This is a genomic window from Streptomyces sp. NPDC093586 (assembly GCF_044764905.1).
GTDB lineage: Bacteria > Actinomycetota > Actinomycetes > Streptomycetales > Streptomycetaceae > Streptomyces.
Window position 1 is genome coordinate 74,010 of sequence record NZ_JBIWJA010000021.1, and the last position, 20,114, is coordinate 94,123.

Genomic DNA, 20,114 nt, shown 5'->3' on the forward strand with positions numbered 1-20,114 from the left:
AGGAACTTGGTCGGGCTTTGAGGGGAGAGCTCCGGTGGAAGCCATCGAGCACGACGGACTGGTGGCCACGGTCGTCGTGGACAGATACCGGGACGACACTCATCGTGGCAGGAACCGGGAGTACCTGCGGGGGGCCGCCGAGAAGTTCGTCGAGCAGACCCGGCGGCTGGGCTTCGTGACCGAGCCGATCGGCGTGACCAGCAGCACGGACGACGCGGGTCCGGTGGCGGCGGGCCGGGAGCAGATCCGGGACCTGATCGAGAGACTGCGGAAGGTGCAGGCCAGCCGGAAGATCCTCTACTGGACGGGTCACGGGCACGAGGAAGGAGACACCTTCTACCTCGCCTGCGAGGACAGCTACGTGGACGGGCGCCTGGATCCTTCGCGAGCCGTCTCGGCGGAAGAGCTGGCGTCGTGGATGGGAAACGACCTCACCGACACCTGGGTCGTGCTCGACGCCTGCTTCTCCGGAGCGGCGCTGGAGGCGGTCGAGGACCAGGTGAAGCGCGCGAGGAATCAGGAGGTGGGGGACGATCCGACGGGCGGCTTCGTCGTCGTCGCCACGGCCGGCGCCGACGAACGAGCCACGGAGACGCGCTGGGTGGACTGCTTGGAAGAGGTGCTGCGCACCCCGGACCTCGAGTACAGCCAGCACCGGCTCTTCGCGCGGGAGCAGCCGGACCTGCCGTTGCACTACCTGCACTGGGCGGTCGCGGCCAGGATGCGGGACGGGCAGGCTCCCAGGATCACCGTCGTACGCCCGCTGCGACCGCTCTTTCTGGTCAACCCGTACTGCTCGGACCGGGTCAGGCCCGCGACGCGCCCGGAGGGCGACGAGTCCTGGATCGGTGAGGAGTTCCGGAGCGAATCCGTCCCCCTCTTCGCCGGCGGCGGTGACACCTGGCGGCTGCGGGACTTCTCCCCTCGCAACACCGCCCTGGGTCCCTTGGTGACCTGGATGAACGTGCGCAGCACAGGGATGTACGTGGTGACCGGGGCGTCCGGTGCGGGCAAGTCGACGCTCCTGCACTACGTCGCGCACCTGACGACGAAGAAGTTCGCCGCTGCTCTGGAGCGGCTGCCTCCGGTCCAGCCCGAACTCCATTCGGTGCATGCCGTGCTGCACTGCCGGGGGCGAACCCTGGCCTCCCTGTGCCAGGAACTGGCCGCCAAGCTCGAGTACCTGGGCCTCGACCGGCACACGGCGCGCGGCACGGTGCCGGCGTTCGTCAGGGCGATCTCCGGACTCGCCGACCACAAGGGCACGCTCACACTGCTCTTCGACGGTCTCGACGAGTCCGCTGTCGGTCATGCCTTCCGCGTGGCCAGGGAACTGCTCAACCCGCTGGCCTCGCTCCCCAGGGTCAAGGTGGTGGTGGCCACGCGAGCGAACGCCAGGCGGGCGCTGCCGGGAGAGGCCGCCCCGGAATCGCTGGTCGACGTCCTGGCCGGGGACCGGGTGCTGGAACTGGACCGTCTGGTCGAGACGGAGCAGGATCTCGCCCGGCACGTCGAGAACCTGCTGCGCGGGAAGCACCTCTCGCCGACGACGTCCGAGGAACGGGTGACGCGAGAGGCCGTCGCCCGGCACATCGCCGCCTACAGCAACGGGCTCTTCCTGGTCGCCACCCTGTGGGCGCGGCGGCTGGCGGAGCTGGACACCTTGCCCGACCCGGACCGGCTCGAGGCGGAGCTTCGGCAGGGAGCCACGGTGCTCGACTCCCTGCTGGCGGAGGAGCTGCGGCAGCTGGACCCGGAGGATCCCCGCCGGATCCGGGACCTCCTGAGGCCGCTGGCCCTGGCCCAGGGAAACGGGCTTCCCCAGGGGCGGCTCTGGGTGGCCATGGCGAACGCGACGCGCGACGCGGAACGGGAGTACGACGAGGCGGACCTGGAGCTCGTCGTCGGGCGGGCGCGCGGGGCCGTGCTGGCGAGGGACAGCGAGTTCGGCGAACCGGTGTACCGGTTCCATCACCCCAGCTTCGGCGGCCACCTGCTGGCCGGTCTCGATGAACGGCGTCTGCACGCCCGGGTCGGCCGGGCGCTGAGGCCCGCGTTCGACGACTGGGACGCGATCGCTCCGTACGCGGCGCACTACCTGGCCGCTCACGCGGCTCTGGCCGGCGATCAGGTGCTGGAGGAACTGATCGCGGACTACCACTTCCTCGTGTACGCGTCACCCGAGGTGCTGGAGCCGCTGATCGCCGCCCGGCTGGCGAACAGCCCGCAGGCGTCGCTGTACCTGACGGTCGCCGACCGGTTCCGGGCCCGCGCGGAGGTGAGCAGGGAACGGCTGATCGCCGGCCGGTGGGCGGTGCTCAAGGCCACCGCCCTGGTGATGTTCTCCGCCGAGGAGCGGGCGGGCATCCCCCGCGCACCGGGGGTCTTCTGGGACGACCTGTGGACCAGTGCGGAGCGTCTCCCGTTGCAGCGGATCTGGCCGGCGCCTTCCGGAGGCGCGTGCGCGGTCCACTGGGAACGGGACGGGGACGGGCTCATCCACGCGGCGGGCCGGGGGGAGATCAGGTCGTGGACGTGGGCCGGCCGGGAGGCGCGCCTGCGCGAGACGGGGACGGCGTTCCCGGGTGAACCCGTCCATCTGGCCGGTGTCGTCGCCACGGGCGCGGGGGACCAGCGGGTGGTCGCCGCGCACGACGGCCGTGCGGTGCGTGTGTGGTGGGGCGGGGAACGCCGTCCCTCGGAGGAGTTGTTCTGGGGCGGCCGCGTCGAGTCCTTGGACATGGCCCGGTGGGAGGGAAGGTACTGGCTGGCCGCGACGGGGCACGGGCAGCTGTGGCTGTGGCACTGGACGGGAGACGGACGGCCCGCGCGACGGGACATGAGTCTGCGGCGGATCTCCGACGTGGAGAGTGCCGCGTTGCTGCCGCTGCAGGACGACCTCTTCGCGGTGATCGCGGGCGCGGAGGGGATCCGTTTGCGCAGGCTCACCGGCAGGGAGTCGAGGGAGACGACTCCGAGGTACTTGTGGAGGGGCACTCCCCAGGTGCACACCGTGACCGGCCTCACCTCGCACGAGGACGACGGGGCGGTGATCGCCGCACTGGACGGAGAGCACCTGCGGGTCTGGCAGGTCCCCGACCTCTACCAGGACCGGTGTCGGCTGCTCCTCGACCGGGAGAGCAAGGCCCAGGCGCCGGCGCTGGCCCTGGGACGTACGGAATCGGGCCTCCTGGTCGCCGTGCAGGAGGACGGACACGTTCGGATCTGGACCGGCGAGGGGGCGGAGCAGGTACCGCTGCCCTGCGACCACGAACACAGGTCGCTGGCCTTCGACCCGTCGGGTTCCGGACGTCTGGCCGTGGCGGACGAGACGCGGGTCCGGGTCTGGGACCCGCACGGGCCGGGCCGGGCCGGCGGGCGGAAGCAGGCGCCGGCGTCGTCGGTCAGGCAGGGCAACCCGCGTGTGTACGTGACGCGGGCGCCGGACGGCGGCTTCCTGGCCGTCAGGTCACAGGGGCGTTCGGTGCTGCTGAGCCGGCACACGACTGACGGCGAGGTCACCCACGGACCGGTGCTGGAGCACCCGACTCCTCGGGTGACCGAGCTGACCGCGGTGAGCGCCCTGTGGACGGACGAAGGGCCGCTGGTGGTCGCCGTCGGCAGGCGGCAGGCGGTGGCATGGACCTGTGACCGAGACCTGATGGTGGTCCGCCGCGACGAACTCCCGCTGGAGGGCACCGACGACGACCAGGTTCATTCGGTCGCCCTGCACGAGGGTGGTGACGGCTCCGTCCGGTTGTACTGGCCCCGGGACCAGGGGGTGCGGTGCTGGGAGCGGGCTGCCGGAGCGGACGGGGAGTGGCGCGACGACGGCAGAGCCGTCGTGTATGTGACCGGGGCGGGCACCATCGACCGGCTGGCCGTGGTGAACGGCCCCGGTGGCGTGTCCCGGCTCGCCGTATGGGGAGGCCCCGTCGTCCGTCTCTGGGACCTGGCGGACCTCGGTGCCGAGCCCCTCAAGTTCGACGAGCCGGGCAACGAACCGATCCCCGCGGACGGCGGTGTCACCGGCTTCGTCCGCCAGGGCAGGACCCATGTGCCGCTGATCGCCTACCCGGGGTCCCGGTGGGTGCATGTCGTCCGGTGGCTCGGCAGGTACGCCCACCCCACGTCGTTCCGTCCGCCCGGCGGCATGGTGATCGACCGGCTGGCCCTGGTCGGACCGCCGGACCGCCTGGTCCTGGTGGGCTGGCGCAACGACTCCGGGCGGATCGTCCTGCGCGACGTGGCCGGCGACCGGGACCTGCCGACCCTGGAATCCCGCGGGTATCACGTGACGGACGTCGGCGCCGTCCACGACGACGAAGGCATCACGCTCATGATCCAAGGAACGAACCAGGCCGGTCTGCGCTGTGACCAGGTCCTGCTCAGGCAGGACGGCATCGCCCCGTGGTGGGAGGAACTCCAGGCGATCCCCGGGCAGCGGACGGCCTCCCCCGAAGGGACGACAAGGAAGGCACGTCATGAAGCATGATCTCGTCGTGGTGGTTCCCGGCATCATGGGGACGTCGCTGACCCGGAACGGGGAAGAGGCGTGGAACACCAGCCTCGCGATGCTGCGCGGCGCGCTCACGTACCCGGCGGGAGTCTCGGAGCGGCTGCGCCTCCAGGACGGCATCGGCGACGGGGAGCCGGAAGGCCCCTACGCACTCGAGGTCGGGGAGCCCATCAGGACGTTGCGGCAGTTGCCCGGCTGGGGGCGACACGGTGGGCACGCGGACCTGGCCAGGCACTTGGGGATCGACCGCGAACGTCTGGTCACCTTCGCCTACGACTGGCGGCTGAGCAATCGCAACTCGGCCGAGAAGCTGCGGCGGTTCGTGGAGCGGCACCTCGACCGGTGGCGGAGGACCGCCGATCCGCGGAGGTACCCGGAGGCACGGGACGCCAAGGTGATCCTCCTGTGCCGCTCCATGGGGGGCCTGGTCGCCCGCTACTACCTGGAGGTGCTGGGCGGCCGGGAGGAGACCAGGGCGGTCGTCACCCTGGGCACGCCGTACCGCGGCAGCGTCAAGGCCATGAGAATGCTGACCGGCCACGCCTCCGGCGCCATGCGACCCTGGCGTTCACTCATCCGTGAGGTGTGCTCGACGTATCCGTCCATCGGTCAGCTCCTGCCCACCTACGACGTGGTGCAGCACGAGGACCTCGGCCGGATCCCGCTCAAGGCCGTCGCGCCGGTGGAGGGCATCCCGGCCGCGATGCTGGACGACGCGGCCCGGTTCGCCTGGCAGATCGAGAGGGCGGTGGAGGAGAACGAGAGGAGGGGCGCCCCCTCGTACGACCTGCTGGTCGTCGGTGGCGACAAGCACCCCACCACGTACGGGGTGCTCCACGGACCGGACGAGTCGCTCGAGTACCTGCACCGCGCGTCCGGCAGTCCGTGGGGGGCCGCGGACTGGTGGGGCGACAGCACGGTGTCGCGGCACTCGGCCCAGCCGCTGATGAACGACGAGAACACCCGGACGCAGTGGTGTTCCTCCCGGCACGCGTCCATGTTCGACGCCGCGCGCGTCAGGGAGCAGATGCGCAACGTGTGCGACGGGCGTCCCCTCCTGCAGGAACTGGCCGATGACCACGAGACGGGAGTCGACCTGCCGGACACCGTCATGGCGGGAGAGGAGTTCGAGGTGCTGGCCGTCAGGGCCGACGCGGCCATGCGGCTGGTGGTCAGGAAGGTGACCGAGGACGGCCGGGTTCTGCAGGAGACGCCCATGACGCCGTGCGGCGACGGGGAGTTCCGGGCGGTTCTGCAGCTGGAACCCGGTCTGTGGACGGTCCAGGTGGCGTCGAAGAGCTGCGACTACGAGTGCAGCGACACCGTGCTCGCCCTGTAGCCGCTCCAGAAACTGACGCTGAGTGACCACCTCGTGGGCCCGGCACCCGATGCGGTGCCGGGCCCGCGGCGTTCGCACCCCGTGTGCGCGCCGGACCCGCATATGCCGTACGCACACTCTCCCCCCACGCCCACCAGGCGAGTTGACTCAGCATGCGCATTGCAAGGGATGTGATTCGACCCCCCGTCCGACCATGAAAGGAGCGGATTCGTGACCACCGATCCCGAGCATCCCGCCGTCCCTGGAGAACTCGCAGAGTTACGGCGCCGCCTCGATGTCGCCTACGCCCGCGTGGAGGGCGGACTGGCGCTGCTCAGCCACCGCACCGAGGAGACCGCCAAGGACCTGGACGAGCTGAGCACCCGGCTCGTCACCCTGGAGCACGCCCGCTGGCCCCTGCCGGCGATCACCGCGGTCACGGCCGTGGGCGCGCTCGTGGTGACCCTCTGGCAGGCGTTCGGCCACTGAACGGCGCGGCGGGGCCGGGACGGCGCCGGGGATCACGGCATGGCGTCCTGTCCGAGCCGCAGGTGGTGCAGCAGGAGTAACGCGGCCGCCATGTTGGCGGCCGGGACCTCCCCGCGGGCGACGAGGTCGGGGACGAGTTTGAGGGGCACCCATTCCCGGCGGTCCGACTCGAAATCGTCCACGGGGTGTCCGACGTACTCACCCCCCTCGGCCCAGTAGATGTGGTGCCGGGCGTCGGTGAGCCCGTTGGACGGCTCCACGCTCATGAGGTGGCGCAGCGGTCCCGGCCGCCAGCCGGTCTCCTCCTCCAGTTCCCTGGCCGCCGCCGCCATGACGTCCTCGCCGTCCTCGACGACACCGGCCGCGAGTTCCCAGCCCCAGCTGTCGGTGATGAACCGGTGCCGCCACAGCAGGAGGACCTCGTTCGCCTCGTTGACGACCGTGGCGACGGCCACGGGGCGCATCCGGATGAGGAAGTGATCGAGATGCCGGCCGTCCGGCAGTTCGACATCGGCGAGATGGACGCTGAACCAGCGATTTGCGTACACGTTCTGTTCGTTCCGTTTCGTCCACTGCACGGTTCTGCCACCTTTCTTGAGTAGGTGGCAGAATCGCAGCCGGAACGGTCCGACAGCAGGCGCACGGTGGCCGCTCACGGCGCAGGGGTGGGCGCGGCGCCCCGGGGAGGACCGGTGGGCTAGAGCGGTACGCGCAGTGCCCCGTCGATGAGTTCGGCGGCCTCGGCCGTGCCGGCGCAGCCGCTGCGCACCAGGTGCTCGCGCACCGCGCGAAGTCTGTCGCGCAGGCGCTGGGACTCCATTCCACGGGCCTGTTCGGCCATCTGCACGGCGGTGGCGACCGCCTTGTCGGCGTTGCCCCGGCGCAGTTCGATCGTGCTGAGCATGGCGAGCCGGTGCACGCGGCCCCGGTCGTGCGCCGGGTTGCCGACGGCCTGCGCGGCGTGCTCCCCGGCCGCCGCCAGGTCGCCGAGGCTCAGCAGCGCCTCGGCCACCTGGACGTTGACCAGACCGGGCTGGACATAGCCGGTCTCGTCGGGTTCGTAGCCGCGCCGGATGCGTTCGGCGGCCTGCTCGGCCCGCCGGATGCAGGACAGGGCGCTCGTGCCGTCGCCGAGGTGGGCGTACGCCTTGGCCTGCATCGCGTACAGGTCGGAGGCGAGCGCCGGGGTGATGTGCCGGCCGGCGGTGCGCAGGGCCGCCTCGGCGAAGGCGACGGCCTGGCGGTACTCCCGCAGGAACAGCGCCTGGTTGACCAGCAGCGCGATGACGTACGCGCCGAGCCCCCGGTCGCCGCTGGCCTTCGCGAGGCGCAGTGCCTGGTGGAAGTAGCGCTGGGCGAGACCGTGCGCGTCGGAGTCGTACGCGCAGATGCCGGCGACCGCGACCAGGCCGCCGGTGGCCCGGTGGAGCTGGCGGCCGGTGGCGTCGGTGTAGCCGCCGCGCAGCAGCGGGGCGGCCTCCGCGTTGAGGAAGCCGACGATCCGGCCGCGCGTCGCGATGCCGCCGGCCTTGCGGTACATCTGCTCGTAGTGGGTGCGGGCCGAGCGCAGCATCTCCAGGTCGGCGGTGGTGACCCGGTGCCGGCCGCCGCGGGAGACGTCCACGTCCTCGGGCGGGTTCTCCCACTCCCACACCGGCATCACGGCGGGCGTCCCGGTGAGCGCTGGAGCGCCCAGGAGGTGTGGACGCCGCTGCTGGTCGGAGCGCCACAGGGCGGTGGCACGCTCCACGAACCCGGACAGCGAGCCGGTGTGCGCGGAGGCCGGCTCACCGGGGACGCCGAGGCCGATGTCGTCGAGGGTGACGGGCCGGTGCAGCCGGGCCGCGAGGACCTCGCAGATCAGGTCGGGCACCTGGCCGCGTGGCCGCTGCCCCTTCAGCCAGCGGGCGACGGCGGTGTGTTCGTACCGCAGCGAGAGCCCGCGCGCCCGTCCCGCCTGGTTGACGTGGGCGGCCAGTCCCGCGTGCGAGACGCCCGCCTCGTCCAGGATCGCGTCGAGCAGAGTGTTGGGCTGCATGATGCCCCCCGGGTGATTCGGTGCCGACAGCGTAGTGTGTCGTCCTTCACACGGGGTGTGAACGGAGTACGCGAATCCGCGCCGTGCGCGCGCTGTCGCACGGAGTCCCGGGCCGGTTGACTGAACTGCCTCGAAAGAGGCCGGCCGGGCCGCCGGCTCCCCCTCGTACAGTGCGGCGGTCCGTGTCCACGCCGTCCGCCCGGCTGCCTGCCCGACACTCCGTGGCGGGGCGGACGGCTCCGCCGGCCCGAGAGTGCGGCTGGCTCCGCCGGTCACGTGGAGCACCGCGGTGCGTTGTCGTCGGCGGGCGCGTCGTGGTTGCTCGCGCCCGCGCGGCGGAGCCGCAGGTGCCACGGCCCCGCGCCCCTCACCGGCATGACCGCAACGCCCCTCGAAGGGCCCGCGCCTCTCGATGGGCGTTGCGCCGACGGACTCAAGGGGCGCGGGGAACTGCGCGACCAGCCACCGACTACCGTCAGCCGCCGGCCGGCAGAAGCCCCCCGCCCCCAGGGCGCACCGCTAGCTGCGCAGAACCGCTCCGACCCGCTCGCCCGCGAGGGCGACCGCCGCGTCGCGGGCCGCGGACGCCTCGTCGACCGTCAGCGTCCGGTCCCCCGCGCGGAAGCGCAGCGCGTACGCGAGGGACTTGCGACCCTCACCCAGCTGCTCCGCGTTGTCGTAGACGTCGAACAGCCGGATGGACTCCAGCAGTTCACCCGCCCCCTCGCGCAGCGCGGCCTCGACCTCACTGGCCGGGACGAACGCGTCGACGACCAGGGCGACGTCCTGCGTGGCGACCGGGAACGTGGAGATGCCCGGCGCCTGCGGGGTGTCGTTCCCGGCGCGCGCCACCGCGTCGAGATCCAGCTCCATCGCACAGGTACGTGCGGGCAGACCGAGCGCCTTGACCACCCGCGGGTGCAGCTCACCCGCGTGCCCGACGACTCGCTCCGCACCGTCGACCGTGACGATCAGCTCGGCGCAGCGCCCGGGGTGCCAGGGCCCGTACTGTCCCTTGCGCAGGATCAGCTCGGCCCCCGCCGCCCGGGCCACGAGGCGCGCCGCCTCGATCGCGTCGGCCCAGTCGGCCGGGCGGCCCCCGCCCCACCAGCCGGCCTGCTCGCGGGCGCCCGCGAGGACGGCGGCGACGTGCCGGGGCTGGTCGGGCAGTGCGGCGTCCAGCGCGGCGAGGTCCTCCTCGCCGGGCCGCCGGTCGACGGGCAGGTTCACGGCGACACGCTGCTCGTCGCGCGGGTGGAAGACCAGGCCCGTCTCGAAGAGGGCGAGGTCGTGGCTGCCCCGGCCGTCGTTGCGGCGCAGCGCGCCGAGCAGGCCCGGCAGCAGCGAGGTCCGCAGCGCGGGCTCCTCGTCACTGAGCGGGTTGACCAGCTTGACCACGCGGCGGGCCGGGTCGTCGGCGTCCAGGCCGAGCTGGTCGAAGACCCGCTCGCTGACGAACGGGTAGTTCGGCGCCTCGACGTAACCGGCACCGGCCAGCGCACGGCCGACGCGGCGGTGCAGCCGCTGCCGGGCGGTCAGGCCGCGGCCCGCGGGGGGACGGGGCAGCGTGGAGGGCAGGTTCTCGTAGCCCTCCAGGCGGATGACCTCTTCGGCCAGGTCGTTCGGGTCGGTGAGATCGGGCCGCCACGACGGGGCGGTGACGATCAGCTCGTCCTGCCCGTAGACGTCGCAGCCGACCTCCTGGAGGCGGCGGACGACGGTCTCGCGGCCGTAGGTCACGCCCGCCACCTTGTCCGGGTGGTCGGCGGGCATGGCGATGGTGCGCGGCGCGGAGGGGGCGCTGATCTCGGTGACGCCGGCCTCGGCGGTGCCGCCCGCGAGGAGCACGAGCAGGTCGACGGTGCGCTGGGCGGCGGCGGCCGCGGCCTGCGGGTCGACGCCGCGCTCGAAGCGGCGGGACGCCTCGGAGGACAGCTTGTGGCGGCGGGCGGTGCGCGCGATGGCCACCTGGTTGAAGTGCGCGGCCTCGATGACCACGTCGCTCGTCCCGGCGCCCCCGTTCCCGGCGGCACCGTGGTCGGCGATCTCCGTGTTGGCTCCGCCCATGACGCCGGCGAGCCCGATCGGGCCGCGGTCGTCGGTGATGACCAGGTCCTCGGCGTGCAGCGTCCGCTCGACGCCGTCGAGGGTGACGATCTTCTCGCCCTCCTCGGCCCGGCGCACGCCGATGGTGCCCTGGACGAGGCTCCGGTCGTAGGCGTGCAGGGGCTGGCCGAGCTCCATCATCACGTAGTTGGTGACGTCGACGGCGAGCGAGATCGGGCGCATGCCGACCTTCTGCAGGCGCCGCTGGAGCCAGATCGGGGAGCGCGCCTCGGGGCTGAGGCCGGTGACCGTGCGGGCGGTGAAGCGGTCGCAGCCCGTGGGGTCGGCGATCTTCACGGGGTAGCCGTAGGCGTTCGGGCCGGGCACGTCGAGCAGGGCCGGGTCGCGCAGCGGCAGGCCGTAGGCGATGGCGGTCTCGCGGGCGACGCCGCGGATGGACAGGCAGTCGCCGCGGTTGGCGGTGACGGCGATGTCCAGGACCTCGTCGACCAGTTCCAGCAGCTCGATGGCGTCCTTGCCGACCTCGGTCTCCGGCGGCAGCACGATGATGCCGTGCGTGCCGTCGTCACCCATGCCCAGCTCGTCGCCGGAGCAGATCATGCCGTGGGACGTCTTGCCGTAGGTCTTGCGCGCGGAGATCGAGAAGCCGCCCGGCAGGGTGGCGCCGGGGAGGACCACGACGACCTTGTCGCCGACGGCGAAGTTGCGGGCGCCGCAGACGATCTCCTGGGGCTCGCCGGTGCCGTTGGCCTGCCCGACGTCGACCGTGCAGAAGCGGATCGGCTTCTTGAAGCCCTCCAGCTCCTCGATGGTCAGCACCTGGCCGACGACGAGGGGGCCCTTGAGGTCGGCGCCCAGGTGCTCGACGGTCTCGACCTCGAGGCCGGCCGAAATCAGTTTGGCCTGCACGTCGCGGCCGGTCTCGGTGGCCGGCAGGTCGACGTACTCCCGCAGCCAAGAAAGCGGGACCCGCATCAGATCTCCATCCCGAACGGCCGGGTGAAACGGACGTCACCCTCGACCATGTCTCGCATGTCCTCGACGTTGTGGCGGAACATCAGCATCCGCTCGATGCCGAACCCGAAGGCGAAGCCGCTGTACTTCTCCGGGTCGACGCCGCAGGCGACGAGCACCCGCGGGTTGACCATGCCGCAGCCGCCGAGCTCGATCCAGCCCTCGCTGGAGCAGGTGCGGCAGGGCCGGTCGGGGTTGCCGACGGACGCGCCCTTGCAGACGTAGCAGAGCATGTCCATCTCGGCGGACGGCTCGGTGAAGGGGAAGAAGTTCGGCCGCAGCCGGGTCTTCATCTCCGCGCCGAACAGCGACTGGACCATGTGGTCCAGGGTGCCCTTGAGGTCCGCCATGGTCAGGCCCTCGTCGATGGCGAGCAGCTCGACCTGGTGGAAGACGGGGGTGTGCGTGGCGTCCAGCTCGTCGGTGCGGTACACGCGGCCGGGGCAGATCACGTAGACCGGCAGCTCGCGGCCGAGCGCGGAGCGGATCTGCACGGGCGAGGTGTGGGTGCGCAGCACGACGCCGGACTCGGCGCCGCCGCCGGGGCCCTCGACGAAGAACGTGTCGGCCTCGCCGCGGGCCGGGTGGTCCGGGCCGATGTTCAGGGCGTCGAAGTTGAACCACTCGGCCTCGGCCTCGGGGCCCTCGGCGACCTCGTAGCCCATGGCCACGAAGATGTCCTCGATGCGCTCCGAGAGCGTGGTGAGCGGGTGGCGGGCGCCCGCCGGTACGCGGTCGTGGGGCAGCGTGACGTCCACGGCCTCCTCGACCAGCACGCGCGCGTCGCGCTCGGCCTCCAGCTCCTCCTGGCGGGCGGCGAGCGCCTTGTTCACGGCGCCGCGGGCCATGCCGACGCGCTTGCCGGCCTCGGCCTTGGCGTGCGGGGGCAGGGCGCCGATCTCGCGGTTGGCCAGCGACAGCGGGGAGGTGCCGCCGGTGTGGGCGACCTTGGCCTCCTGGAGCGCGTCGAGGGAGTCCGCGGCGGCGAAGGCGGCGAGCGCCTCGTCCCGCATGCGCTCGATCTCTTCCGGTTTCAACGCCTCGACCTCGACAGGGTCGTACGACTTATTCGGTGCCGACATCTCTTCCCGTGCTTCCGATTGGCTGGCTGATGGTCCCCGTCACCGGCTCGTGGACGAAGCGTCTGACTCTGGGCGTCTTCGTCTGCGGGACACAAAGGTGCCAAAGGCCGAGTCTAACGGGGTGGGGAAAGGCGAATGCGCCCGTGGGGGTCCCGGGCCGTCTCAGGTGAGATACGCGGGAGCCGCCACGGGCAGCGTAAATCGGAACTCGGCGCCCCCACCGGGGGCGCGGCCGACCGTGATGGTGCCGCCGTGGGCCTCGACGATGCCCTTGACGATGTAGAGCCCGAGGCCGGTGCCACCGCGCTTGCTGCCCCGCCAGAAGCGGGTGAAGACGCGGTTCATGGACTCCTCCGGGATGCCGGGCCCCTCGTCGCTCACCGTGACCGACGTGCCGGCGTCCTCCTCTTCGCGGGGGGACGCCGCGGGCGTGATGTCGATGGTGACGGTTCCCGCGCCGTGCCGCACGGCATTTTCGATGAGGTTGCTGAGCACCTGGTCGATCTTGTCGGGGTCGGCCCACAGGGCGGGCAGCGGCCGGCCGAGGCGGAGCAGGAAGCGGTCGGCCGGCTGCCCGGCGGCCACGTAGGCCTGGATGTGACGGCCGACGGCGGCGCCGATGTCGACGGGCTGGCGGCGCAGCTCCAGCCGGCCCGAGTCGATCCGCGAGATGTCCAGCAGCTCGGCGATGAGCCGGGTGACCCGGTCGGCGTCGGCGTCGACGGTCTCCAGCATCAGCCGCTTCTGGTCGTCGGTGAACCGCTCCCACTTGGCCAGCAGTGTCGCGGTGAAGCCCTTGACGGAGGTGAGCGGGGAGCGCAGTTCGTGGGCGACGGTGGCGATCAGCTCGGCGTGGCTGCGTTCGGTGCGGCGGCGGGCCTCGGTGTCGCGCAGGGTGACGACGACGCGGTGGACGGGGCCTCTTCGCCGGGTGCGGACGTAGCGGGCGGAGACGAGGACCTCACGGCCGCCGGGGAGCAGCAGGTTGCGCTCCGGCTGTCCGACGCGGATGGCGAGCCCACCGTAGGGGTCGGTCAGCTGCCACCAGCGCCGGCCGTCGAGGTCCTCCAGGGGCAGGGCATCGTCGAGGCGCTGCCCGAGGGCGCGGGCCGCGGGGACGGCGGTGATGCGGGCCGCGGCCGCGTTGAAGCAGATCACCCGCCCGTGCTCGTCCGCGACGACGAGGCCGTCGGGCAGTTCGTCGGGACCGATGCCGAGGCCGGCGAGGTCCCCGGGCCGGCACGGCGCGGGAGGGCGCCCCGCCGGGTGCGTCCCCGGTGCGCTGCTCGTGCCGACACTCATCCCCTTGCCCCACCTCTCAAGCCGGTCCGGGGTCCCCGAGCTGGTCACCCTACTAGCCGCCGGTGACGGAGCGGCACCCTCCGGCGGCGCGCTGTGCACGCGCGGACGCGTAGAGGCACACGGCGGCGGCGGTGGCGAGGTTCAGGCTCTCGGCCTTCCCGTGGATCGGGACGCGGACGACGGCGTCGGCGAGGGCGCGGGTCTCCTCCGGCAGTCCCCATGCCTCGTTGCCGAAGACCCAGGCGGTGGGCCCGCCCATGGTGCCGGCGTCCAGCTCGGCGTCCAGGTCGTCCTCGCCCGCGCCGTCGGCGGCCAGCACCCGCACGCCGGCGTCACGCAGCCCGGCCACGGCCCGCTCCACGGGGACGCCGACGGCGACCGGCAGGTGGAACAGGGAGCCGACGGAGGCTCGTACGGCCTTGGGGTTGTACAGGTCGACGGAGGCGTCGGTGAGGACGACGGCCTCGGCGCCGGCGGCGTCGGCGCAGCGCAGCACGGTGCCGGCGTTGCCGGGGTCGCGGACGTGGGCGAGGACGGCGACGAGCCTGGGGCGGGCGGCGAGGATGTCCTCGAACGGCGTGTCCAGGAACCGGCAGACCCCGACGAGGCCCTGCGGGGTGACGGTGGTGGAGATGTCCTCGATCACCGCGTCGGCGGCGAGGTGGACCCGGGCGCCGGTGTCACGGGCGGCACCGACGATGTCGGCGTACCGCTCGGCGGCCTCGACGGTGGCGAACACCTCGACCAGGGTGTCCCCGTACCCGGCGGCCTCCCGCACGGCCTGCGGCCCCTCGGCCAGGAACAGCCGCTCCTTCCCCCGGAAGTTCCGCTTCGCCAGCCGCCGCGCGGCGGCGACGCGGGGGGAACGGGGGGAGATCAGCTCGGGGCTGGCAGGACGCACTCTTGCTCACCTTCACATCTGAGTCGTCGTGGACCGCAACGCGCCCTCCAGGGGCGCGGGGAACTGCGCGATCAGCCACGACGCACCCGCAGCAGACAACGGACCGGACAACGGCAATCGAAGGGACCCGCAGGCTCGATGCCTGCGGGTCCCTTCAACGGCGGCTCAAGACCGGCGCAGCGTCACGCGGCCTTCGGCGCGTTGACGTCGCTCGGCAGCGCCTTCTGGGCGACCTCGACCAGCGCGGCGAACGCACCGGCGTCGTTGACGGCCAGCTCGGCGAGGATCTTGCGGTCCACCTCGACGTTGGCGGCCTTCAGACCCTGGATGAAGCGGTTGTACGTGATGCCGTTGGCGCGGGCAGCGGCGTTGATGCGCTGGATCCACAGCTGGCGGAAGTCACCCTTGCGCTTCTTGCGGTCGTTGTAGTTGTAGACCAGCGAGTGGGTGACCTGCTCCTTGGCCTTGCGGTACAGGCGCGAACGCTGACCGCGGTAGCCGGAGGCCTGCTCGAGGATCGCCCGGCGCTTCTTGTGGGCGTTGACTGCCCGCTTGACGCGTGCCACTTTTTAACTCCTTGTAGCGGGGCCGCGGTTGGACTCACGCGACCCGGTATCGATGGGGTCCCGGTCTTGACGTACGGCGCTCAGCGGCGCCCGTACGTCACTTGCCGAGAAGCTTCTTGATCTTCGCGGCGTCGCCCGGGGCCATCTCGGCGTTGCCGGTGAGGCGACGCGTCACGCGGGACGACTTGTGCTCGAGCAGGTGGCGCTTGCCGGCGCGCTCACGGAGCACCTTGCCGGAGCCGGTGATCTTGAAGCGCTTGCTGGCACCGCTGTGCGACTTGTTCTTCGGCATAGCGCCGTTATCTCCTCGTCGTGGCGCTCCGATGCCCGGTCGTGAGAACCGGGCACGGTGGAGCGTCGCTCTTGTATCGGTTACGTCCTGGGGACTCGCGTCCCCGGGGGTCACGCCTCGGCGGAAGCCTCGGCAGGAGCCTCGGACGGGGCCTCGGCGTTGGCGGCGTCGGGGTCCGCGGCGTTCATCGAGCGGCCGGGGTTGGCCTTCGCTTCCGCCTTGCGGGCTTCCTGTGCCTGGCGAGCCTCGGCCATCGCCTCGGTCTTCTTCTTGTGCGGACCGAGGACCATGATCATGTTGCGGCCGTCCTGCTTCGGGTTCGACTCCACGAACCCGAGGTCGGCCACGTCCTCCGCGAGACGCTGCAGCAGTCGGTAGCCGAGTTCCGGCCGGGACTGCTCGCGACCACGGAACATGATCGTGATCTTGACCTTGTCGCCCTGCTTGAGGAACCGGACGACGTGACCCTTCTTGGTGTCATAGTCGTGCGGGTCGATCTTCGGCCGGAGCTTCATCTCCTTGATGACCGTGTGCGCCTGGTTCTTGCGCGCCTCACGGGCCTTCATGGCCGACTCGTACTTGAACTTCCCGTAGTCCATGAGCTTGCACACGGGCGGACGGGCGTTCGCCGCGACCTCTACGAGGTCGAGGTCGTACTCCTGCGCAAGCTCCAGGGCCTTGGCAAGCGGGACAATCCCGACCTGCTCGCCGCTGGGACCGACAAGTCGCACCTCGGGAACGCGAATCCGGTCGTTGATGCGGGGCTCGGCGCTGATGGATCCTCCTCGGTAGCACCACGCGACGGTCTGGCGGACAGCCGCGTAACGTCTGTGTTCGTTAGACCTAACCGCGCCGGCGCACAAAAAATGCCCCGGACGATCACAGGCGGGGCTCCTCGAACTGCTACCGGAGCACCGCCGCGATGGCCGCGGGGCGCGATTTCGGGCCGGTCGCCGCCACGAGGACGGGACCGCCTGACCGGTGACCCGCCGTCCCGGAGGACGGTCAGGTGGGAGTTCGAAAGCCTCCACTTGTGGGCCGGGCTCGCTGCCGTGGGGCGTACGTGTCCGACCGGTCGTTACACAAGGTTAGCAGCTCGGCAGGGGATGGGCTAACCGAGACCGAGTGGGGACCGGGCCCCTCCTGCGCCTATCGTGAGCGGCATGAGTGAGACCCCTCCTGAGACGCCCGACTTCGACGCCATGACCCGCGACATCGCGGAGGTTCCCGCGGTCGAGGTGATCGTGACGGTCGCCGTCAACCTGATGAGCGCCGCCGCCGTGAAGCTCGGACTGACCGAGGAGGGCGACGCCCACAAGGACCTGGACGAGGCGCGCAAGCTGGTGCACGCGCTGGCCGGGCTGCTGGACGCGAGCACGACCGAGATCAGCTCGTTCCACGCGGCGCCGCTGCGCGACGGGCTGAAGTCGCTCCAGCTGGCGTTCCGCGAGGCGTCGCTGGTACCGGACGAGCCGAGCCAGGGCCCGGGCGAGAAGTACACCGGAGCCGTCTACGGCTGAGCTACCCCCGCACGTACAAGGGCTCGCCCGGAGGCGTCGCCCCGGCCGGCAGCAGTGCCAGGTCGAGGCCGCGCACCAGGCGAGCCCTCAGCGTTTCGTCGGCGGCCAGCCGTCCGGCGACGGCGCGGGCGGCCTCGGCGGGGGCGGCGGCGGGGTCCAGCACGAGCACCAGGGTGCCGTCGGCCTGTCCCGGCCCGAGGTGGGCGCGGAGCACGGCGGGCTCGGCGGCCACGGCACCGCGTACGGCCTCGACGACCGCGGGGTCGGCGAGCGGATCGGTCGTCGTACGCCCCTCGGCCAGCGCCAGCAGGGCCGCCCCGGTCAGCTCGAACGGCACCGGCCCGGCCATGTCCAGCACGACCGTGTCCGCCTTCTCGTGCGCGGCGGCCTGCAGCGCCTGGTGCAGGGGTACGGCGACGGGGCGGGCCTCGGGGTCCCAGCGGGCGAGCGAGTCGGTGGAGGTGAAGGCGGGCAGGGCGGTGCGGTCCCCGGCCTTGAGGGTCGGCACGGCCATGTCGCTGGTCTTCTCGCGGCGCAGCCCGCCCTCCCGTCGCCCGCCACCGCCCTTCCAAGGAGCTTCGCGCCCCTTCTGGCCGTCCTCCTCGACCTCGCCGAGGACGGCCACGACGGGCACGAGCAGCCGGGCGCCCTCGAGCGCCTCCAGCACGGGTGCCAGGGCGGTGCGGTCCTCGGCCCAGGCGGCGAGCGCCGCGCTCAGCCGGGGATCGGCGGAGCCGTCGTCGTCGGAGAAACCGGGGTCGGGGATGTTCTTGTTCGCCACGGTCCCCGACCCTAGTCCAGGGTGTGGGCGGCTCGTCGCGGACCCCGCGGGCGGCCGGGATCAGGCGTCGTCGTGGCGTGCGCGGCGGCCACGCCACAGGACCACGGAGGCGATGACCAGGACGCCGCCGGCGCCGCCGGCCAGCGGCGCCGTCCAGGCCGAGGTGTCCTCGTGGGAGGCGGGGGCGTCCGGTCCGGGGCCGAAGTACTTCTTGCCGTAGGCCGCAGACTCCAGACCTTGCGGCTTCAGGCGTCCGGCGGCCTCGATGGCGGCGGCGGGGTCGACGAGGCCGAAGCCCCGGGAGTCGTCGCGCCCGTCGGCGGGAGCGTTGCGGGCCGTGTCCTCCAGGAGCTTCTTGACCTGGGCGGGGGTGAGGTCCGGGTGGGCCGACCTGACCAGGGCGGCGGCGCCGGAGACGAACGCGGAGGCGGCGCTGGTGCCCCAGCCCTCGTAGTAGCGGTGGTCCGGGTCGGCGATGATCACGTCGACGCCGGGGGCGCTGACCGTGGCGTACCAGCGGCGGGTGGAGAAGGCGGCGCGGGTGCCGAAGCGGTCGACGGCGGTCGCGGCGATGACGCCCGGATAGGCGGCCGGGTAGGAGATGTGATCGCCCTTCTCACCGCTGTTGCCGGCCGAGGCGACGACGACCACGCCCTTCTTCAGGGCGTACTGGACGGCCTCGTCCTCGGCGGGTTCGGGGTGGGCGGAGGCGGAGTCGTCGCCGAGGGAGAGGTTGATGACGTCGGCGCCGTGGTCGGCGGCCCAGCGGATGCCCTCGGCGAGCGCGTTGCCGCGGGTCTTGCGAGCCTTGGCGCGGGAGGGGTCGCCCTCCTCGAGGATCACGCGGACGGGAAGGATCCTGGCCTCGGGGGCGATGCCCATGACGCCCTCGGCGTCGCCGGGTCCGTGGCCGTGACCGGCGATGATCCCGGCCATGGCGGTGCCGTGCCGGGCCCAGGCGCGGTCGCCCTCGCTCGCTCCGAAGCCGACCAGGTCCTTGCCGGTGAGGACGTTGCCGGCCAGGTCGGGGTGGTCGGCCTCTACGCCGGTGTCCAGGACGGCGACGGTGACGCCCGCGCCCTTGGTGGTGCGCCACGCCTCGTCGGTGTGCAGGGCGTCGAGGGCCCACTGCCGGGCGCGGATGCCGTCGGCGTGTGCGGCGGGCGCCGGGACGAGGGTGAGGGCGGCGGCGAGGAGGACGCCCAGGGCGCCGCCGGTCCGGCGGGGGGTGGTCTTCACGAGGGCTGCTCCGTGGCGGGGCCGACGTTCTTGCGCAGGGCACGTTCGACGCGGTCGGCGAGGCCCCGCGCCTCGTGGCCGAGGCCGGCCTGGGCCGGGGCGGAGGTGGCGCCGGGCTCCATGGCCTCCGCCGCGGGCTCGGGCCGGTCGACGGTGCGCCCGTCGGCCCAGCCGGAGACGGCGTAGACGACGACGGGTGCGTCGGTGAGGACGGAGACGGTCCACGAGGCACGGGCGTCCGCGCCGAAGCCGGCGGCGACGGTGTCCTTCGCGGCGTACGGCAGCGGCACGAGGTCGGCGCGCCGGGTCAGGCCCTCCTTCTCGAACCGGCTCGCCAGCGAGGTCATGGCGGCGGCGTCGGCCTTGGTGAAGAGCAGGCCGACGGTGGTGACGTGGCTCTGGGTGGCGTCGGTGTAGGTGGCGCGCAGCAGGCGTGCGCAGCCGACCGGGGCGAGGGCCTTGCCCAGCAGCGGGTCGAAGGCGCCCGCACAGCCGCTGTCCGGGGCGACGGCGACGCGGGTCCAGGTGCGGTCGGCGCCGCCGGGCCCGGCGCCCCGGCCCTGCACGGTGGGCGGGAAGAGCTGGTCGACGGGCACGCCGTGCCACAGGTCCCCGGCGGCGGTGAAGGCGCTGCGGGCGTCGGCGTCCCCGGAGTCCCCGACGAGCCAGCTGCCGGTGAGGGCACCGGTGACGAGGCCGGCCCCGAGCACCAGGCAGACGGCCGCGGCGACGGCCTGGGGCCGCAGGCGTCCGCCGAGCGGGCGCGGCCGGGCGTGCTCGTCGTACCCCTCGGGCTCGGCGAACGACACGTGGGGCCGCGGTCCGGAGGCGGTGCCCCACGACAGGACCGGGTCGGGGGCGTGCGGCTCGGGCCGCGCCGGGATCGGGCGCAGACGGGTGGTCGTCTCCGACGGGGTCTCCGCGGCGGGACGGGGTTGCGGCGGTACGTCGCGTCCCCGCGGCGCGTCGGCCGCGGCACGGTCACG

At 72.6% G+C, this 20,114-nt stretch carries 16 protein-coding genes; 4 read left to right on the top strand and 12 right to left on the bottom strand.

Annotation, left to right across the window (positions count from 1 at the left end):
* Positions 1–34: 34 nt before the first annotated feature.
* From ACIRFH_RS22055 to ACIRFH_RS22065, 3 genes are all read left to right on the top strand, one after another.
* The gene (locus ACIRFH_RS22055) at positions 35–4,495 is read left to right on the top strand and encodes an NACHT domain-containing protein (protein ID WP_403523302.1); all 4,461 of its coding nucleotides are present in this window, start codon (positions 35–37) and stop codon (positions 4,493–4,495) included.
* Positions 4,485–5,858, top strand: coding sequence for an esterase/lipase family protein (locus ACIRFH_RS22060; RefSeq protein WP_403523305.1), 1,374 nt, complete (start codon positions 4,485–4,487; stop codon positions 5,856–5,858). Before ACIRFH_RS22055 ends, ACIRFH_RS22060 begins: the two co-directional genes overlap by 11 nt.
* Before the next feature lie 210 nt (positions 5,859–6,068).
* Complete coding sequence (locus ACIRFH_RS22065; RefSeq protein ID WP_403523307.1) at positions 6,069–6,326, top strand: hypothetical protein; 258 nt, start codon at positions 6,069–6,071, stop codon at positions 6,324–6,326.
* Positions 6,327–6,358: 32 nt separating this feature from the next.
* On the opposite strand, the gene ACIRFH_RS22070 is transcribed toward ACIRFH_RS22065, so the two are convergent.
* The 9 genes from ACIRFH_RS22070 to infC all read right to left on the bottom strand — a co-directional run bounded on the left by ACIRFH_RS22070 (position 6,359) and on the right by infC (position 16,364).
* Positions 6,359–6,904 carry an NUDIX domain-containing protein gene (locus ACIRFH_RS22070; RefSeq protein WP_403523310.1) on the bottom strand — a complete coding sequence of 182 codons (546 nt, stop codon included), beginning with the start codon at positions 6,902–6,904 and terminating at the stop codon, positions 6,359–6,361.
* A 119-nt stretch (positions 6,905–7,023) separates the two neighbouring features.
* Positions 7,024–8,364 carry a transcriptional regulator gene (locus ACIRFH_RS22075; RefSeq protein ID WP_403523313.1) on the bottom strand — a complete coding sequence of 447 codons (1,341 nt, stop codon included), beginning with the start codon at positions 8,362–8,364 and terminating at the stop codon, positions 7,024–7,026.
* 519 nt (positions 8,365–8,883) lie between these two features.
* On the bottom strand, positions 8,884–11,406 hold the full coding sequence (gene pheT / locus ACIRFH_RS22080) for a phenylalanine--tRNA ligase subunit beta (protein WP_403523316.1): 2,523 nt from the start codon (positions 11,404–11,406) through the stop codon (positions 8,884–8,886).
* Positions 11,406–12,527 (bottom strand): phenylalanine--tRNA ligase subunit alpha, encoded by a 1,122-nt coding sequence (gene pheS, locus ACIRFH_RS22085; protein WP_403523319.1) that lies wholly within the window; start codon positions 12,525–12,527, stop codon positions 11,406–11,408. Before pheS ends, pheT begins: the two co-directional genes overlap by 1 nt.
* Before the next feature lie 162 nt (positions 12,528–12,689).
* Positions 12,690–13,829: an ATP-binding protein gene (locus tag ACIRFH_RS22090; protein ID WP_403523321.1), complete on the bottom strand. Its 1,140-nt coding sequence runs from the start codon at positions 13,827–13,829 to the stop codon at positions 12,690–12,692.
* A gap of 52 nt (positions 13,830–13,881) precedes the next feature.
* Positions 13,882–14,730, bottom strand: coding sequence for a TrmH family RNA methyltransferase (locus tag ACIRFH_RS22095; RefSeq protein WP_403523324.1), 849 nt, complete (start codon positions 14,728–14,730; stop codon positions 13,882–13,884).
* Positions 14,731–14,912: 182 nt separating this feature from the next.
* Positions 14,913–15,296, bottom strand: a complete 384-nt coding sequence (rplT, locus tag ACIRFH_RS22100; RefSeq protein ID WP_004002577.1) for a 50S ribosomal protein L20 — start codon at positions 15,294–15,296, stop codon at positions 14,913–14,915.
* Positions 15,297–15,393: 97 nt separating this feature from the next.
* Positions 15,394–15,588, bottom strand: coding sequence for a 50S ribosomal protein L35 (rpmI, locus tag ACIRFH_RS22105; RefSeq protein WP_003977225.1), 195 nt, complete (start codon positions 15,586–15,588; stop codon positions 15,394–15,396).
* A gap of 110 nt (positions 15,589–15,698) precedes the next feature.
* Positions 15,699–16,364: a translation initiation factor IF-3 gene (gene infC / locus ACIRFH_RS22110; protein WP_189230733.1), complete on the bottom strand. Its 666-nt coding sequence runs from the start codon at positions 16,362–16,364 to the stop codon at positions 15,699–15,701.
* A gap of 387 nt (positions 16,365–16,751) precedes the next feature.
* Between infC and ACIRFH_RS22115 the strand changes: the two genes are divergently transcribed.
* On the top strand, positions 16,752–17,108 hold the full coding sequence (locus ACIRFH_RS22115; RefSeq protein ID WP_403523326.1) for a DUF1844 domain-containing protein: 357 nt from the start codon (positions 16,752–16,754) through the stop codon (positions 17,106–17,108).
* A gap of 1 nt (position 17,109) precedes the next feature.
* On the opposite strand, the gene ACIRFH_RS22120 is transcribed toward ACIRFH_RS22115, so the two are convergent.
* Genes ACIRFH_RS22120 through ACIRFH_RS22130 form a run of 3 tightly spaced genes read right to left on the bottom strand, consistent with a single transcriptional unit; the run spans position 17,110 to position 19,937 of the window.
* A complete protein-coding gene (locus ACIRFH_RS22120) occupies positions 17,110–17,889 on the bottom strand; it encodes an SseB family protein (protein WP_403523330.1) in 780 nt (259 codons plus the stop codon).
* 60 nt (positions 17,890–17,949) lie between these two features.
* Positions 17,950–19,128 carry a type VII secretion-associated serine protease mycosin gene (gene mycP / locus ACIRFH_RS22125; RefSeq protein WP_403523333.1) on the bottom strand — a complete coding sequence of 393 codons (1,179 nt, stop codon included), beginning with the start codon at positions 19,126–19,128 and terminating at the stop codon, positions 17,950–17,952.
* A complete protein-coding gene (locus ACIRFH_RS22130) occupies positions 19,125–19,937 on the bottom strand; it encodes a hypothetical protein (protein ID WP_403523336.1) in 813 nt (270 codons plus the stop codon). The genes mycP and ACIRFH_RS22130 overlap by 4 nt, the downstream gene beginning before the upstream one ends.
* Between the last annotated feature and the right edge of the window lie 177 nt (positions 19,938–20,114).